The following is a 16,625-nucleotide window of genomic DNA, read 5'->3' on the forward strand; positions in this document are numbered from 1 at the left end:
GATTTAACCCCGACGAGACAGGCCTGTACTCGGAGAAGGCAGATAGATAGAATGTGATCTGTAAATTTCAGTGTGCGTTGCCACTGGCTGAACGGAATTGCCTTGGACAATCTCACAGGAGAGCGCCTTGTATGCGGAGCCGGACATTTTATAACAACCTGCCAGAACCTCGGGTACCCATTCTCTTTACACGCAGATTGGATGAGCTGGAATCGTTCCACTCCCGGGAAACAGAACCGAGAAGCTGGTCGTATCTGCAATCGAAAAAAGCTGCCCTGTTTAAAATCAGTCGTCTTAAACTACGCTCAACGGAAATTTATAATTGTAGCTTCGGTTCGGCCATTCGAGGCATTTCAGAACCGCTCAACTCTTTTCAGCTTATTTTGCCTTTAGAAGGCCAGATCGTTACTAGGCATTCGAATCAAAATCTGGAAGTACAGCCCGGATTTGCAGCTATTCAGTTTCCTGGACATTGTGCAGATAATTGCTGGGACGACCAAAGCCAAGCGCTTGTCGTCAGAATCGGCACTACCAGTCTGGAGCCTTTGATATCGCGCAGATGCCTTGAAACAATGCGATCCGGCAGATGTTTGGTTTCGACAAACCAAGGCCTCGGGCAAAGTTTTTATTACCTGCTGAATCAAATCTTTTCCGAATACGACGACGCCACCGAGATGGCCAATATGAAGGATATTTCTGCGAGAAACTCGCTGGAAGACCTGATGCTCTATTGTCTTGCACTGACGCTAGAGAATCAGTTTATGGACAGGCCTAATACTCCTGAAGAGATGAAATTATTACCAAGTAGCCTTAGGCTTATATTGGACTATATTTATGCGAATCTGGATCAACCCATGACACTGACCGACTTGACCGAAGTGACTGGCGTTAGTAGTCGATCTCTGCAAAAGAGTTTCGCCAAACATATCGGCAAAGGCCCGTTAGCATTTATTCGGGCAGCAAAACTTACTAAAGTTCGTGAGCAATTATTAAAAGCCTCTCCGAACGATACTAGCGTTACCCATATTGCCATGCGTTGGGGGTTTTATCATTTGGGCGACTTCTCTCGGTATTATCTGGTGCAGTTTGGAGAACATCCGTCTGAAACCTTGAATAAATAATCCCAGCTCTTTTTTAAACGAAACCTTTACATAATGAGCTGCTAAAACAACGGGCAAACATCAGCTAAGGAAACCGCTTTTAACTGGCTCTTCATCATTAACGGGGGACACCGGCATTCATTAAACTGATTTTGCGACAATCAATTTAATGGAGAACACCGATGTCCCACGCAGGAAACATTATAGGCCTACCTGGCCTAGAGATTGAACGGGTAGCCCGAAATCAAGGCATAGAGGTGTGGGCAAAGCCCATCCGCAGACCGCCCTGTACCTATTGCCACGGCAATCATTTGAAGATTAAAGCTACTCATCGCCGGACAGTAAAGCACACTCGCCAGGGTAACCAGGTGATGACCTTGCACCTGCGGGTGCCCAAATACCATTGTCCGTGTTGTGGTAGATACTTCCGTCATGCCTTTCCCGGAATTCGCCCTCGTTTTCGTGCGTCTGAAGCCTATCGGCTGGAAGTTTTTGAAGCGCATGATGGTGGTATTACTCAGCGAAAACTGTCCCGAACACACCATATCAGTCCGGCGACAGTTGAGCGGTGGTATCAGCACCATATTGGCCAGAAGTGCTCCGAGATGAGCCATCAGCCCTGTCCTCGGGTGTTAGGCATTGATGAACACTTTTTTACCCGCAAGCAAGGCTACGCGACCACCTTCGTGGATCTGAAGAATCACAAGGTGTTCGATGTGAAGCTGGGACGATCAGAATCCAGCTTACGCCGCTACTTACGGGCACTGGAGGGGCGCGATAAGGTGCAGGTGGTGGTGATGGATATGTCCGAAACCTATCGCCGTATTGCCAAACGTTACTTCCCCGAAGCAACCATTGTGGCCGACCGGTTTCACGTTGTAAGACTAATCAATCAACACTTCTTAAAGGTGTGGCAACAATACGATCCAGAGGGCCGAAAGAACCGCGGATTAATCAGTCTGATGCGCCGGCATCAATGGCATTTAAGCGATGAGCAACACGCAAACCTTATGGTTTATCTCGCTGAATATCCGGTTTTACAAACGCTGTATGTCGTCAAACAAAAACTGATTCGTTTGATGCTTTTGAAAACGCTAACCGCTCAACGAGCAAAAAAGAAATTACCGCGCTATGTGAAGCTTCTAGAACAACTACAAGACAGTCCCTTACGGGCGTTGGCTCGGACATTAAAGTCTTGGATGGGGCCGATCATTGCCATGTGGCGATTCAGTAAAAGCAATGGAATAACGGAAGGTTTTCACAACAAGATGGAAATGATCTCGAGACGAGCGTATGGTTTTAGAAACTTTGAGAATTACCGATTAAGAGTGCTGGCCCACTGCGGGTGGGATGGTATTATCAACCGGGTTTGATGAGTGCTATCCCCCGATAATGGGGTAGAGCCGTACAACGCCAAAGCAGAAAGCTAATAATATCTGCCTTAAGAAACAACCAATCAGAGAGTATTCGTGGAAGGCTCATTGTAACGGATTATTCAATACGCCTATCGCTTGCTAATTTTGTAATTCGCACGGCACAGGGTAGAGCCGGAAAACTGTCGGAAAAAGAAAAAAGGATTAGCAGCTACTAACCTGCTAACCCTTTGATTTTGGTGGGCCGTGCTGGATTCGAACCAGCGACCAATTGGTTAAAAGCCAACTGCTCTACCAACTGAGCTAACGGCCCCACGAGGCGGCATATAATACTGATTTATAAATTTATCACAAGCCTTTTTTGCCGACTTGGGGGAGATATTTGATCCGTTGAAATTTGATTATCAGATATAGCGCGTCGGATCAGCAATCGCCGCTTCGTCAAAGCCTTTTTTGCGTAGGCGACAACTATCACACTTCGCGCAGGCGCAGCCATCGCCATCTGCTTGATAACAGGAAACAGTCAAACTGTAATCCACCCCTAGTTCGGTTCCCAGACGAATAATCTCCCCCTTCGTCAGATGAATAAGGGGGGTTTCAATTTTAATCGGTCGACCTTCCACCGCCACTTTTGTTGCGAAGTTCGCCATAGTCTCAAAGGCTGCAATAAACTCAGGTCTACAATCAGGGTATCCAGAATAATCAACGGCATTAACCCCAATGTATATGTGTTCTGCGCCCAACACTTCCGCCCAACCGAGTGCATAGGCGAGGAATATGGTATTTCTCGCTGGCACATAGGTGACGGGGATACCCAGTGACTCTTGTTCTGGCACATCAATATGCATATCAGTCAATGCAGAGCCTGAAAACGCAGCAGGATCTAGAGTCACAACTTTGTGCTCTGTGACCCTAGCAAATTCCGCCACACGCTGAGCAGCTTTTAATTCGGCGCTATGGCGTTGGCCATAATTGAAACTTAGTGTATAGCATTGCAAACCTTTTGCCTGGGCGATCGCCAAACTCGTGGCTGAATCTAAGCCACCGGAAAGTAATACAACTGCTTTCTCTTGTGTCATGCTTGTGTTCGATATCCTATCCAGAAGTGAGGTAGAACTTAGCGCCCTTGCGCATCTTGCCAAAGTAATTTGTGGAGCTGTAATTGTAGTCGCACCTTGAGACCATCATCGAGAATCCATTGCGCCAATTCGGATGCGGCCAGTTCGCCACTACTGGGCGAAAATAATATTTCGTCAGTACGTTCTTTTAATCGTAATTCAACCATTTTGAATTTCGCCCAATCATAATCCTGACGATTGCAGATCACGAATTTAATCTGGTCCTGTGGATTTAAAAACTCTACATTCTCATATAGATTTCGATGGCTCTCTTGCGAGGCTGGCGTTTTTAAATCGAGAACTTTAACAACCCTGGAGTCAACTTGATCAACTCGAATAGCGCCACTGGTTTCCAATGAAACTTCATAGCCTTTATCACATAGTGCACTTAACAATGGCAGTACATTTGGTTGAGCGAGCGGCTCACCACCGGTCACTGTGACATAATCTGTAGGAAAGCAACTCACCCTTCCCAGTATTTCCGCCACGGACATTATTTCTCCGCCACTAAAGGCGTAGGCAGTATCGCAGTATTGACAGCGTAATGGGCAGCCGGTTAAGCGCACAAAAACAGTTGGTAATCCAACTGTTCGGGTTTCTCCCTGCAAGGAATGAAAAATCTCAGTAATCCTGAGTGACTCGGACGACATAGGCTTAATAAATGGGAATTATGACGCGCATCATTAGATGCGATACTAAGGTGATAAATTTCTAAGCTCGGACTCTGACAATTTTGCCGCCGAAGAGCCAGGGTATTGATTAATCACTTCCTGTAATAGCTGTTTCGCCTTAGTGCGATCACCCAGCTCCCGATATACCTTACCTAGCTTATATTTTGCATCAGCGGTTTTACGGTGCTGGGGAAACCGGCTTAATAGCGTTTCGAAGGCCGATTGCGCTGCCTGATAGTTAGCTTTGACAACCTGCACCTCGCCCAACCAATAATAGGCGTTTCCCGTGTACTCTCCGTCTGGAAAATCACGAACAAACTGAGCGAACGCGCTAACTGCATCGTCGTAATGCTTATTTCGTATCAGGTCAAAAGCCGCATGGTAGGATTTTTTTTCATCCAGTCCCGACCTTGGCTGATCACTGTCAAAATTTGTTGTACTTGTGCTAGGCGTATAATTTGGCTCTGGCTCCAATTTCCCTGGTTTACCTTGCAAGCTAATACGTCGATCTAAATCCAAATAACGATCACGCTGCTCATCTCGCATCTGATTAATCTGATGAGCCTGTTGTTCCAACATGCCTCTAAGCGTTTGCACTTCCTGCTGTAAAAGTTCGAATTGGTATAACAGACTCGCAGGACTAGCACTCAGTCCTTGCATTTGATCACTGGTAGCTTGCGACTGTCTCAAACGGGAGGAATAACTCTGGGTATCACTTGCACCAGCGGAGTCGACAACCGGCACTGGTGGCGCAGCCTGTATACTGGGAACCGAGATTCCCAGCATAGTTACAAGTATGTAGCGAACAGATAAACCCATTACCAACCTTGCACTTAGTTCTCGTAACGCAACTCAACACGACGATTCAGACTCCATGATGAATCGTCATGCCCTAAACTAGCCGGACGTTCTTCACCATAGCTGACAGTTTCAATCTGTTGACTGGTCACACCCAAAACTGTCAAGTAGCGTCCAATTGCTTCAGCGCGACGTTCACCCAGCGCCAGGTTGTATTCTCGTGTGCCACGCTCATCGGCATGACCTTCCAGCACAACATTACCACCATTACTGGTCAGGTATAGAGCATGAGCTTCGAGAGCAGCACGAGCTTCCGGTTTAACCACTGACTGATCGAAATCAAAATAGAAGGTGGTAATCCCCAAGAGGCGTTGCTGGTCAGCCTGCCTTCGAGCATTTTCTTCTGCTTCCATTGCCTGACTGGCTAATCTCGCTTCTTCTTCAGCACGATATGCTTGAGCAGCAGCAGCTTCTTCCGCAGCACGACGTGCTGCTTCGGCATCATCCTTGCTTCCGGAGGTGGAACAACCCGCCATCCACACCAAAGCCGACCCCAGTAATAAAACCTTTAATACATTTGCGACTTGCATTTTACACTCCTAAATCTAATAGTTTACTCAAAATCAATTTTTAATACGGAGACCACGAAGGTTCTCTTACATCACCGTGCTTGGAGGGCAACCTAAACTTGACCCTACCATCAATCGAAACCGCTGCCAGTATACCTTTGTTATCATAATTGGTTGCATAAATTACCATACTTCCATTCGGTGCGATACTAGGAGATTCATCTAATTTTGTTTGGGTTAAAATGCGTAAGTCATCTCTGACAAGATCCTTAACGGCGATATGGAAAATACCCTCACGTCGATGCACCATGAGTAAAAATCGGCCGTCTTTGCTTAATCGCCCCCTGGCATTGTAGTCGCCTTCAAAGGTTAATCTTTTGACCGCACCAGTGGCCAAGGTCAATCGATAAATTTGCGGCTGACCGCCACGACTCGAGGTAAATACCAGAGATTTGCCGTCAGCAGCCCAACTTGGTTCGGTATCAATACCGAAATGATGAGTTAATCGGGTTAATCTTCGCGTGGCTATATCCATGAGATAGAGCTCTGGATTGCCATCTTTGGACAACACCATAGCCAAGGTTTTACCATCGGGAGACCAGGATGGCGCGCTATTCATTCCACGAAAAGACGGTATCTTTTCTCGCTGCCCCGTAACAAGGTCTTGGATATAGATTGCGGGTCGACGTGACTCAAACGAAACATAGGCGATTTTTTTTGCGTCCGGCGACCAATCGGGCGACAGTATAGGTTCGTAGGACTCCAAAATAGTCTGCGCACGATAACCGTCTGCGTCAGCCAGTTGCAATTGAAATCGATCTTTGCCATCGCCCATACGATTAGCAGTTACATAGAGTACTCGTGTCGAAAAAGCCCCGCGTACCCCAGTTAAATTTTCATAAATTTTATCGCTGATACGATGGGCCACATCACGCAGTTTGGTAGCGCCTCCAGTAACCATTTCACCAAAAATCCGTGACTGTTTATAAACGTCATAAAGTTCATACTGAACCTTGTACCCCGCAGTCGGTGATATCTGCGTAACCTCACCGATCAGCAGATACTCTTGTTCCAATACCCGCCAATCCCGGAAAAAAACATCCTTACGCTGACTTGGCAAGCTCAACATATTGGTACGATCCAAGGCAATAAACTGGCCGCTTCGCATTAAGTCCGCCGCCACAATTTGGCCAATATCCTCTGGTAAAGCTCCTACGCCTTTCCAGCCGAATGGAACTACGGCAATCCGAGTCGGATTATCAACGCCCTGCGTAATTTCTATCGTCAACTCCGCATAGCTGAACTGCCCCAATGTTAGCCAGGCTAACATCACCAACACAGCACGTAACACCACCCTACTCACCTAATAAGATCCTCTGGTTTAAACAGCATTCTAAATTGTCGAAACTTCGCATCAAAAACTCGCGGCGATAAATTCCGTAGCTCTTCAAATTTTCCAGCACGTTGCACCGCCTGAATGGCTGAACGGTCAAATGCTGCATCACCACTACTTTTAAGCACGTATACCTTATGCACCTCCCCAGTTGGCACTAGGTGAATCATCAATAGTACCTGCATATCGTTACGTGCGCTAAGTGGTCTGTGCCAATTCTGCACCACTCGCTCTTGAATTAACCCAACATAGGCCATCGCTTCCTCAGACTCCGTCTGATACTGCAGATACTCTGACTCGGCATCCAAAGCTCTGGCTATTTCAAGCTCTCGCTTACGCTCAAGCTGCGCTAATTCTTGCTCCTTTTTCTTCTTCGCTGCTAACTGATCCGCTTCTTGCTGCTTGCGCTCTCTTTCGGCCTTGAGTTTTTGTTCTTCCTTTTTCTTTTGCTCCGCTTTTTTCTTCAGCTCCTCAGTGCGCTTTTGTTCCAGCTTTTTCTTTGCTTCGACTGCCTTTTGCTTCGCTTGCTCTTGTTTTCGCTTGGCTTCTTCCAACCGTCGCTTTTCAGCCTCTCGTTGCGCCGCTATTCGGTTTTTTTCTTGTTCCTCTTTTTTACGTGCTGCCGTCGGATCAACATTTATGATCTGCGCTTTAACTATCCTCGGTATCGGCGTATTTTCCAACTCTTTGGCAACATTCCAACTCGATAAAAACATAATCAAAATGACCGTGTGCAACAGTACCGCTTGTAGTGTCGGCAGGATATAGCTATTTTCACTAAATTTCGACAAGCCTTTAACCCTTAGGCTGCTCAGAAATCAATCCGACACTCGGCACGCCCGCAGCCTGCAACACCGTCATTAAATTTACCACAACGCCATAATCGACGGCGCGGTCGCCGCGAATCATCACTGGCGTGTTGGGTTTAACACGGATGATTTTTTCAACCCTATCCGCAATAAACTCAAGGGGCACTGGCGCCTCTGGGTTTTCACCAAGATCAATGTAGTAGGTGCCATCAAACTTCACCGAAACCACAATAGTTTCCTGATCGTCCTTCAACTCCAAGGGTTCTGATGGGGCTTCCGGTAGCTCAACCGTCACACCCTGGGTGAGCAGAGGCGCTGTCACCATAAATACGACGAGCAATACCAACATCACATCAATGTAAGGAACCACATTAATGTCTGACATAGGCTTACGGCGTGAGCGTGAACGGGCCATGGTCTACACTTCCTGATCGCTGGCAGGTTTTAGGTCAGGCGAATGAACCTTCCTATGCAAAATACTGGAGAATTCTTCCGCGAATGTTTCATAGCGGTTAGCCAACGCCTCCGCTCTCGCCGAATAGCGGTTATAAGCAACTACTGCTGGAATCGCTGCAAATAAGCCCATCGCCGTTGCCACTAGGGCTTCGGATATTCCTGGCGCAACAGTGGCCAACGTAGCCTGCTGCACATTGGCCAAACCACGAAAAGAGTTCATGATTCCCCAGACCGTACCAAACAGACCGACATAGGGGCTGATAGAGCCGACCGTTGCTAAAAAGGGCAAATGTAATTCTAACTTTTCCTCTTCTCTAGCGAGAGCCACGCGCATCACTCGTTGCACGCCGTCCATTACCGCTTCAGCGTCAGCGCCAGTGCGTTGTCTGAGCCGTGTAAATTCCTTGAGACCGGCACAAAAAATATTTTCCACACCGCTATTGGCGTGCAACTTGGCTTTGGTATCGACATAGAGTTGGCGTAGGTCGACCCCCGACCAAAATTGTTCTTCAAATCCATTGAGTATTTGCTGTGCCATTTTTAAGAATTTCGCACGCTGAAAAATCATGACCCAAGAAACAACCGAGGCTGCGATTAACATTAGCATCACGATCTGCACAAGAAAACTAGCGTTAGCTACGAGACTCCAGAGTGACATTTTTTCGACCAACTTATTGCTCTCCTATATAGGCCTGCAAAGCTTCCGCTAATGGAATCGGAATAACGCAGGGCTTCATGGTATTTTTTCTAACGCAGGCACCTTTTATTTTAGCTTCTGTTATTCTGGTTGCGCCACGGAATATCTGTTGCCGAAACGTCAGGTGGGTACGTTTTATCTCATCAATGACCACACTGACCACAAGTTCATCGTCCAAGCAGGCCGGTTCTCGGTAATGAATTTCCGTAGAATGAATAACGAACATCGTACCCTGTTTAATCATTTCCGCATGATCGAACCCCAGATGACGCAAGAACTCGGTTCGCGCTCGCTCCATAAACTTTAGGTAATTGACATAATAGACGATGCCGCCAGCGTCGGTGTCCTCGATGTAGACTCTGGCAGGCCATTTAAATTCCATACCCCGCAAATCCTGTATTGTCGTTGGCCATTGTTAATATTCACTAAATTACAAAATCAAGTTACAAAAACCAGCTATAAAGGTAACTTGTTTTGCTGAGTTTTGCTGTTATCAGCTCCAGATTCGGGAACCGTCATCCCAAAATGCAAATAAGCATTCTGGGTAACCATTCGGCCTCTTGGCGTACGAATCATATACCCCTGCTGGATAAGAAAAGGCTCCAGTACGTCTTCAATGGTATCGCGCTCTTCGCTGATCGCCGCCGCTAAACTATCAACACCAACCGGGCCACCACCAAACTTTTCGATCATCGCTAATAGTAAACGGCGATCCATATGATCGAATCCTTGTCGATCAACATTGAGCATATCCAGCGCATCATCCGCAATTTTTTGGGCAACGACACCATCGGCTTTTACCTCGGCGTAATCGCGAACACGCCGCAATAACCGGTTAGCAATTCTGGGTGTACCTCGCGATCGTTTAGCTATCTCGGCGGCACCTTCTTCATTAATCGGTACAGATAACAATTCGGCAGAACGCAACACAATTCGTGTTAAATCCGCGGCACTGTAGAACTCCAATCGCTGCACAATGCCGAAGCGATCACGCAAAGGCGAGGTCAACAATCCGGCACGCGTCGTTGCGCCGACCAAGGTGAATTTCGGTAAATCCAATTTGATACTGCGTGCAGCCGGCCCTTCACCAATCATAATATCCAGTTGGTAATCTTCCATCGCTGGATATAACACCTCTTCCACTGCCGGGCTCAGACGGTGTATTTCATCAATAAACAGTACATCTCCGGGTTCGAGATTAGTCAACAAAGCCGCAACATCGCCCGCCTTTTCCAGCACCGGACCAGAAGTCGATTTTATGGAGACGCCCATTTCATGGGAGATAATATTAGCGAGTGTCGTTTTACCTAATCCAGGCGGACCGAATATCAGTGTATGATCCAGCGCTTCGGAACGTCCCCGCGCAGCACGAATAAAGATATCCATTTGCTCTCGCACCGCTGGCTGACCGATGTATTCCTCTAACGAATTAGGGCGTATGGCGTAATCTACACGCTCTTCAGCGGCAGTTAGCTGGGGGGAAATGATACGATCTGATTCAATCATTATTTTCGCTCAAACGAATAGTTGACGGAGCAGTGACATCAAACACTCGGTCAGCGCGCATATTAACGTTATCGCCTAGGGCTTCGCCATTACTTTTAATGCGTTACGAATTAAATCCTGATTTGACATACCTTCGCTTGCGACAGACTTAACTGCTCGTTCCGCTTCTTTAGGTTTATAACCCAATGCCACCAACGCACTTTCGGCCTCACCAATGGCTTGGTTGGTGCCAAATGGACCGGCAGAATTTAGTTCAGAATCATCACTGGCGTCACTTTGCCAATCTTTCAGTTTATCTCGCATTTCAATGATCAAACGCTCAGCGGTCTTTTTACCAATTCCTGGCAGGCACACTAACGCGTTGACATCATTATTTCTCACGACTCGGACAAACTCATTGCTTTCGATGCCGGACAGAATTGCTAAGCCCAACTTTGGCCCGACGCCATTAATTTTAATCAACTCCCGAAACAGACTGCGTTCACGCACATCATAAAACCCATAGAGCAACTGAGCATCTTCACGTACCACAAAATGCGTGTGCAGCAATACCTCTTCATTCAGTTCCGGCAACCGATAAAAGGTATTCATCGGCACCTGTAGCTCATAACCCACACCATTCACATCGATCAGAATATCGGGAGGAGTTTTTTCGGCAAGCCTTCCTTTTATACGACCTATCATGCTGAGCTTCTTCTGTTAACCTGCTGCTTATTTATGCAGTAAACGGCCACGACGTACCGCCCCCACTCCCGCCATACGGACAAGGCTCTGCCTCGTATGGGCATGACAAACTGCAATGGCGAGCGCATCTGCCGCATCCGCCTGGGGCGATTTGCTCAAATTCAACAGTACGCACACCATATGCTGCACCTGACTTTTATCTGCCGCACCTTTGCCCACCACAGCCTGCTTTATCTGACGCGCCGAATACTCGGCTACCGGTAAGCCTTGATTGGCTCCCGCCACAATAGCGACGCCACGCGCTTGCCCCAGTTTCAGAGCAGAATCCGGGTTGCGCGCCATAAACACTTTTTCAATTGCCATTTCCTGCGGGCTGTAACTGACAATCAAGCGATCAATACCCTGATAAATCTCGCATAGTCGATCCGGTAGCTCTTCCGATTTAACGCGAATACAGCCGCTATCGACATACTCACATTGATTACCGTTCCAGTTAACGATGCCATAACCAGTAATACGCGAACCTGGATCAATACCGATAATCAATGACATAGCATAGGGTCGCTTAACCCATCATCTCTTCAGGGAACTCGGCATTGGAGTATACGTTTTGCACGTCGTCCAGTTCCTCTAGCATATCGATTAGCTTCATTACGCTCTCACCAGATTCCGCATCCAGCTCAACCGTCGTTGCCGGAATCATTGCAACTTCTGCATTCACCGGCTCGAACCCAGCAGTTTCCAGCGCATCCTTTACGGCTTCAAAATCTTCTGGTGCGGTGACCACATCGATCGACTCGTCATCGTTGGTCTGGACATCTTCAGCACCAAACTCCAGCGCGATCTCCAGAATTTTATCTTCATCGGCACCAGGCTCAAACGTAATCTGGCCTTTTTTGGTAAACAGGTAAGCGACCGAACCATCAGTGCCCAAATTACCACCAAATTTACTGAACGCGTGGCGAACTTCAGCCACCGTACGGTTACGGTTATCAGTCATGGTCTCAACCAACACTGCCACCCCAGCCTGACCATAACCCTCGTAGGTGATCTCTTCCAGATTTTCGCCTTCACCACCGACACCACGATCAATAGCTCGCTGCATGGTATCTTTCGGCATGTTCGAATTCTTGGCGTTTGACACCGCGAGCCGTAAGCGCGGATTATCCATCACATCACCGCCACCCATACGCGCAGCGATGGTCAGCTCTCTAATTAAACGGGTAAATATCTTTCCCCTTTGGGCATCAACCTTAGCTTTTTTATGCTTAATATTGGCCCATTTACTATGTCCTGCCATGCCTGTACCTTAACCTACTTTTCTCTTTTTAATGTCTTTATGGCCACGGCCACTGTTAAAACTACTCTTAGTATTACCGCTCAATAAGTGATCAACTCTAGGCTTCCGCAATGGGTTTGCGTACGCGAATACTGAGTTCACGCAACTGCTCATCAGCCACCTCGCCTGGTGCGTCCGTCATGACACATGCGGCGCTTTGGGTTTTCGGAAAGGCAATGACTTCGCGGATCGATTTCGCGCCCGTCATTAGCATTACTAAACGGTCCAGGCCGAAGGCCAACCCACCATGAGGAGGACAACCAAACTGTAGTGCATCCAATAGAAAGCCAAATTTTTCCTGCGCTTCCTCCTCGCCGATGCCGAGCACACGAAATACCGTTTCCTGCATCGATTGGTCATGAATACGGATGGAACCGCCACCCAATTCGGTACCGTTTAACACCATGTCGTAAGCACGCGATAACGCAGCAGCCGGATTCTTTTCAAGTGCTTCCACCGAACAGGAAGGCGCGGTGAATGGGTGATGCAAAGGTGTTAATGAACCATCGTCCAGTTCTTCAAACATCGGGAAATCGACCACCCAGCAAGGTGCCCATTCGCGCTCGATCAACGCTAAATCTTCACCCAGCTTCACCCGTAGCGCCCCTAGCGCTTCATTCACTACTTTCTCTTTATCCGCACCGAAGAAAATAATATCTCCCGATTCTACCTGCAGACGCTGCATCAGCTGGTGCACCACGTCTTCAGGCATAAACTTGATAATCGGCGACTGTAAACCTTCGAGGCCTTGGCTGACATCGTTCACCTTAATCCAAGCTAACCCTTTCGCCCCGTAAATGCTGACAAATTTGGTGTACTCGTCAATTTCTTTACGGCTTAACTTGCCGCCACCAGGAACACGCAACGCCGCGACACGGCCTTTCGGATCTTTAGCTGGACCACTAAACACCTTAAAATCTACCGCCTGCATCAGGTCTTTGATGTCTTCGAGCTCGAGGGGAATGCGCAAATCGGGGCGATCGCTGCCAAAGCGTTGCATTGCTTCCGCATAAGTTAAATGCGGCATCTCACCCAGATCAACATTCAGTAATTCTTTGAATAAATTCGTCACCATGCGCTGGGTGATATCCATGATATCTTTCTCTTCCAGGAAAGAGGTTTCAATATCGATTTGAGTAAATTCCGGCTGCCGATCAGCCCGCAGGTCTTCATCGCGGAAACACTTGGCAATTTGATAATAACGATCCATACCCGCCACCATCAATAATTGTTTGAACAACTGCGGTGACTGCGGCAAGGCGAAAAAGTGGCCGGAATGGGTGCGACTTGGCACCAGATAATCGCGTGCACCTTCAGGCGTTGCCCGAGTGAGAATCGGCGTTTCAATATCCAGAAAGCCTTCCTCATCTAAAAAGTTGCGGATATTAGAAGTGACTTTAGAGCGAAACCGCAATTTAGTCAGCATCTCAGGACGACGCAAATCGACATAACGGTATTTGAGGCGTACTTCCTCGCCAACATGGGAATATTCATCAATCTGAAAGGGCGGCGTTTCTGAACGGTTCAGAATGACCAACTCTTTGCCCAGCACTTCCACAGCGCCAGTTGTCATCTCTTTGTTAACCGTGCCTTCGGGACGATTTCTGACGCGCCCTTTAATGCGCAGCACATATTCGCCTCGCACTTTTTCCGCTTCGGAAAAACTTTGTTCAACGTCGGGGTCAAATACCACCTGGGCGATGCCTTCGCGGTCACGCATATCCAAAAATATGACACCACCATGATCACGGCGACGGTGTACCCAACCGCAGAGTTCCACTTCCTGATCAATCATCGTTTCGTTTAGTTCGCCGCAATAGTGACTGCGCATATCGATTTCTTTCGCTCCTAAAAAATGAATTTATGCTGATTTATTGGTGGTAGCAGTTGAGCTGCTTGCCGTAGCGCTGGCGGTATTAGCCGACGCTGTTCCGGTGCTGCTTTTACCCTCGCCCACCAAGTTTTTCTTGGAACCGGTTTTAAAGTCGGTCTCGTACCAGCCGCCACCTTTCAAACGAAAACCCGCCGCAGATATTTTCTTCTTTAACTCATCTTCACTGCATGCGGGACAATTCACCAAAGGCGCATCACTCATCTTTTGCAGTTTTTCCAACAGATGCCCACAGGCTCCGCACTCATACTCATAAATCGGCATTGCTCAAATCTCTCCACGCCTGTCGTCACAGGCTATTTATCACTTGATCGGTCAAAAACAAAAGGGCGTAATTGTAACGTATTTTCAAAGGGGTGTAATGGAAATTTAGCACAAGGTCTAGCTGATTTTCTCCTTCTCTGGCTCCACTTAATTCCCACTGCTATGATAGCGACCAACACGAAATTATTTGAGGTGCGCATGGCGAAAATCAAAATCACCCATTTTTCTGACATTCTCTGTGTCTGGGCTTATATTTCTGAAATACGGATCGACCAGCTGCACGCAGATTTTGGCGATCGGATCGAATTGGATTTTCGTCTATTTCCGGTATTCGGTAACGTCAAAGGTAAGATGGAAACACAATGGCAAGATCGAGGTGGTATAGCTGCCTATAGCCAGCACGTGACAAGCGTCGCCAGTCAATTCACCCACCTCAAAATAAACCCCAAAGTCTGGTTGCATAATCCACCAACATCCTCCCTGCCAAGCCATCTCTATTTAAGTGCGATTCGCATCGCGGAACAGGCTGAGGTGATCGACCAGGGTGCCTTTCTCCGCTTTAAAAAGCTATTACGCAGCGCATTCTTTGCAGAGTTAAAAGATATTTCAAACACTGATGTGTTGAATGAACTAGTGGCCCAAATGAATCTGCCAAAAGCGTTGATTCAGGAAAAAATCAACAGCGGTGAAGCCTTTGCTGCATTGGCGGAGGACATGCAGCTTGCCAAAGAGCTTGCGGTTAGCTCCAGCCCAACACTCATTTTTAACGAAAACAGACAACGCTTAACCGGCAATGTTGGCTATCGCATCATCGAAGCCAACGTGCGTGAGCTCTTGGAGAGCCCCGTCAATCAACAGTCCTGGTGCTAAGCCTATCGGCTAGTCATCATTGCGCTGTTTGGGTATTTCTTTGATATAAACATCCTGCTTCGCGTAGGGTATTTCGACGCCTTGCGCCCTGAACTCTTTATAAACGGCACAGTTTAAACGATCCAGAATGCGGCCCCGCAATACCGGCTGGCAGATCCAACAGAGTAGTTCAAAATCTAGCCCGGAAGGACCGAATTGTCGCAGTCGCACTCGAGGCTCCGGGTCTTTACACACGTCGTCTAAGCTCTGCGCCACTTGTAGCAAAATTTCCCGCACCAGATCAATATCACTGCCGTAGCCAACGCCGACCTTAACCCGAACTCGAGATTTTTCATGGGGGCCACCCGATTCGTTGATAATCTTGGAGTTCCCCATTACCGAATTCGGCACTGTCACTTCTATATCATCGCGGGTTAACAAGCGCGTACTACGCAGCCCAATTTTGGTTATCTCACCACGTTCACCGCCATCTAATACCACGAAATCGCCAATTTTGTAGGGCGCGTCGGCAAGAATAAATACACCAGAAAACAGATTTGCTAAGGTATCCTTTGCGGCAAAACCAACAGCGATACCGACGATACCGGCGGATGCCAACCAGGCCGTCATATCCACCTTCCACGCGGAAAAAATGTAATATACGGAAATACCAATAATCAGGATATAGGCAATATTTTCGAACAGCGGTAAGGTTTTAAAATGCAACCAGTGGTGTCTAGTCGGGTTTGCCGCCATTTGGGTGAGCAGCAGGCTGGTTAAACGGATAAAGAATGCTGTCCAGAAAATCAGGGCGAACGTAATCAAAATGGAAAATATAGCCTGCTTCCAGCTTTCTTCCAAGCTAAGTGCTGCGGTCGCTGATGCCAGACCGAGCAAAATGACCGTCTTAAAAATCGGTCGCCGGATAAGCTGCAATATTTGAGTATCGAAAGTTGCACTGACTTTGCGAATTATGCCCGCCAAAGACGCAATCACGATCCGATCCAGAATCCAAGCGACTAGCAGACTTGCAAGGAATATGAGCAAGGCCTGAAGTAACAGGTTGTCACTCAACAAACCGAGAAAATGCGTGATCATCCCCTGCCAT

At 47.6% G+C, this 16,625-nt stretch carries 19 protein-coding genes and 1 tRNA gene; 3 read left to right on the forward strand and 17 right to left on the reverse strand.

All coding sequences use genetic code 11. The annotated features are described in order from the left end of the window. Positions 1-131 precede the first annotated feature (131 nt). Both H6995_09895 and H6995_09900 read left to right on the forward strand, forming a co-directional pair. On the forward strand, positions 132-1,121 hold the full coding sequence (locus tag H6995_09895) for an AraC family transcriptional regulator (GenBank protein MCP5215307.1): 990 nt from the start codon (positions 132-134) through the stop codon (positions 1,119-1,121). Between the two features lie 161 nt (positions 1,122-1,282). Beyond that, positions 1,283-2,473, forward strand: coding sequence for an ISL3 family transposase (locus tag H6995_09900; protein ID MCP5215308.1), 1,191 nt, complete (start codon positions 1,283-1,285; stop codon positions 2,471-2,473). 237 nt (positions 2,474-2,710) lie between these two features. Here H6995_09900 and H6995_09905 read toward each other — a convergent pair. The 16 genes from H6995_09905 to H6995_09980 all read right to left on the reverse strand — a co-directional run bounded on the left by H6995_09905 (position 2,711) and on the right by H6995_09980 (position 14,668). Next, a tRNA-Lys gene (locus H6995_09905) sits at positions 2,711-2,786 on the reverse strand. Between the two features lie 91 nt (positions 2,787-2,877). Beyond that, positions 2,878-3,552 carry a 7-cyano-7-deazaguanine synthase QueC gene (queC, locus tag H6995_09910; GenBank protein MCP5215309.1) on the reverse strand — a complete coding sequence of 225 codons (675 nt, stop codon included), beginning with the start codon at positions 3,550-3,552 and terminating at the stop codon, positions 2,878-2,880. 38 nt (positions 3,553-3,590) lie between these two features. Continuing rightward, positions 3,591-4,241 (reverse strand): 7-carboxy-7-deazaguanine synthase QueE, encoded by a 651-nt coding sequence (queE, locus tag H6995_09915; protein ID MCP5215310.1) that lies wholly within the window; start codon positions 4,239-4,241, stop codon positions 3,591-3,593. Between the two features lie 45 nt (positions 4,242-4,286). Continuing rightward, entirely contained in the window at positions 4,287-5,081 is a 795-nt protein-coding gene (gene ybgF / locus H6995_09920; protein MCP5215311.1) for a tol-pal system protein YbgF, read from the reverse strand. A gap of 14 nt (positions 5,082-5,095) precedes the next feature. Next, a complete protein-coding gene (pal, locus tag H6995_09925; protein ID MCP5215312.1) occupies positions 5,096-5,650 on the reverse strand; it encodes a peptidoglycan-associated lipoprotein Pal in 555 nt (184 codons plus the stop codon). A 40-nt stretch (positions 5,651-5,690) separates the two neighbouring features. Further along, complete coding sequence (gene tolB, locus H6995_09930) at positions 5,691-6,959, reverse strand: Tol-Pal system protein TolB (protein ID MCP5215313.1); 1,269 nt, start codon at positions 6,957-6,959, stop codon at positions 5,691-5,693. Between the two features lie 29 nt (positions 6,960-6,988). Next, complete coding sequence (tolA, locus tag H6995_09935; GenBank protein MCP5215314.1) at positions 6,989-7,813, reverse strand: cell envelope integrity protein TolA; 825 nt, start codon at positions 7,811-7,813, stop codon at positions 6,989-6,991. A gap of 4 nt (positions 7,814-7,817) precedes the next feature. Further along, positions 7,818-8,246, reverse strand: coding sequence for a protein TolR (tolR, locus tag H6995_09940; GenBank protein ID MCP5215315.1), 429 nt, complete (start codon positions 8,244-8,246; stop codon positions 7,818-7,820). Between the two features lie 3 nt (positions 8,247-8,249). Further along, a complete protein-coding gene (tolQ, locus tag H6995_09945; GenBank protein MCP5215316.1) occupies positions 8,250-8,945 on the reverse strand; it encodes a protein TolQ in 696 nt (231 codons plus the stop codon). A 13-nt stretch (positions 8,946-8,958) separates the two neighbouring features. Then, positions 8,959-9,366, reverse strand: coding sequence for a tol-pal system-associated acyl-CoA thioesterase (ybgC, locus tag H6995_09950; GenBank protein MCP5215317.1), 408 nt, complete (start codon positions 9,364-9,366; stop codon positions 8,959-8,961). Between the two features lie 74 nt (positions 9,367-9,440). Then, positions 9,441-10,490 carry a Holliday junction branch migration DNA helicase RuvB gene (gene ruvB / locus H6995_09955; protein ID MCP5215318.1) on the reverse strand — a complete coding sequence of 350 codons (1,050 nt, stop codon included), beginning with the start codon at positions 10,488-10,490 and terminating at the stop codon, positions 9,441-9,443. Between the two features lie 75 nt (positions 10,491-10,565). After that, complete coding sequence (ruvA, locus tag H6995_09960; GenBank protein MCP5215319.1) at positions 10,566-11,174, reverse strand: Holliday junction branch migration protein RuvA; 609 nt, start codon at positions 11,172-11,174, stop codon at positions 10,566-10,568. Between the two features lie 27 nt (positions 11,175-11,201). Continuing rightward, entirely contained in the window at positions 11,202-11,726 is a 525-nt protein-coding gene (gene ruvC, locus H6995_09965; GenBank protein ID MCP5215320.1) for a crossover junction endodeoxyribonuclease RuvC, read from the reverse strand. A gap of 13 nt (positions 11,727-11,739) precedes the next feature. Beyond that, complete coding sequence (locus tag H6995_09970; protein MCP5215321.1) at positions 11,740-12,474, reverse strand: YebC/PmpR family DNA-binding transcriptional regulator; 735 nt, start codon at positions 12,472-12,474, stop codon at positions 11,740-11,742. A 97-nt stretch (positions 12,475-12,571) separates the two neighbouring features. After that, on the reverse strand, positions 12,572-14,344 hold the full coding sequence (gene aspS, locus H6995_09975) for an aspartate--tRNA ligase (protein MCP5215322.1): 1,773 nt from the start codon (positions 14,342-14,344) through the stop codon (positions 12,572-12,574). A gap of 30 nt (positions 14,345-14,374) precedes the next feature. After that, on the reverse strand, positions 14,375-14,668 hold the full coding sequence (locus tag H6995_09980) for a zinc ribbon domain-containing protein (GenBank protein ID MCP5215323.1): 294 nt from the start codon (positions 14,666-14,668) through the stop codon (positions 14,375-14,377). Positions 14,669-14,866: 198 nt separating this feature from the next. Between H6995_09980 and H6995_09985 the strand changes: the two genes are divergently transcribed. Beyond that, a complete protein-coding gene (locus H6995_09985) occupies positions 14,867-15,538 on the forward strand; it encodes a DsbA family protein (protein MCP5215324.1) in 672 nt (223 codons plus the stop codon). A 9-nt stretch (positions 15,539-15,547) separates the two neighbouring features. Here H6995_09985 and H6995_09990 read toward each other — a convergent pair whose 3' ends face one another. Beyond that, a complete protein-coding gene (locus H6995_09990) occupies positions 15,548-16,615 on the reverse strand; it encodes a mechanosensitive ion channel family protein (GenBank protein ID MCP5215325.1) in 1,068 nt (355 codons plus the stop codon). Positions 16,616-16,625 lie beyond the last annotated feature (10 nt).

It is taken from the genome of Pseudomonadales bacterium, assembly GCA_024234615.1.
In the GTDB taxonomy this organism is placed as follows: domain Bacteria; phylum Pseudomonadota; class Gammaproteobacteria; order Pseudomonadales; family IMCC2047; genus JAJFKB01.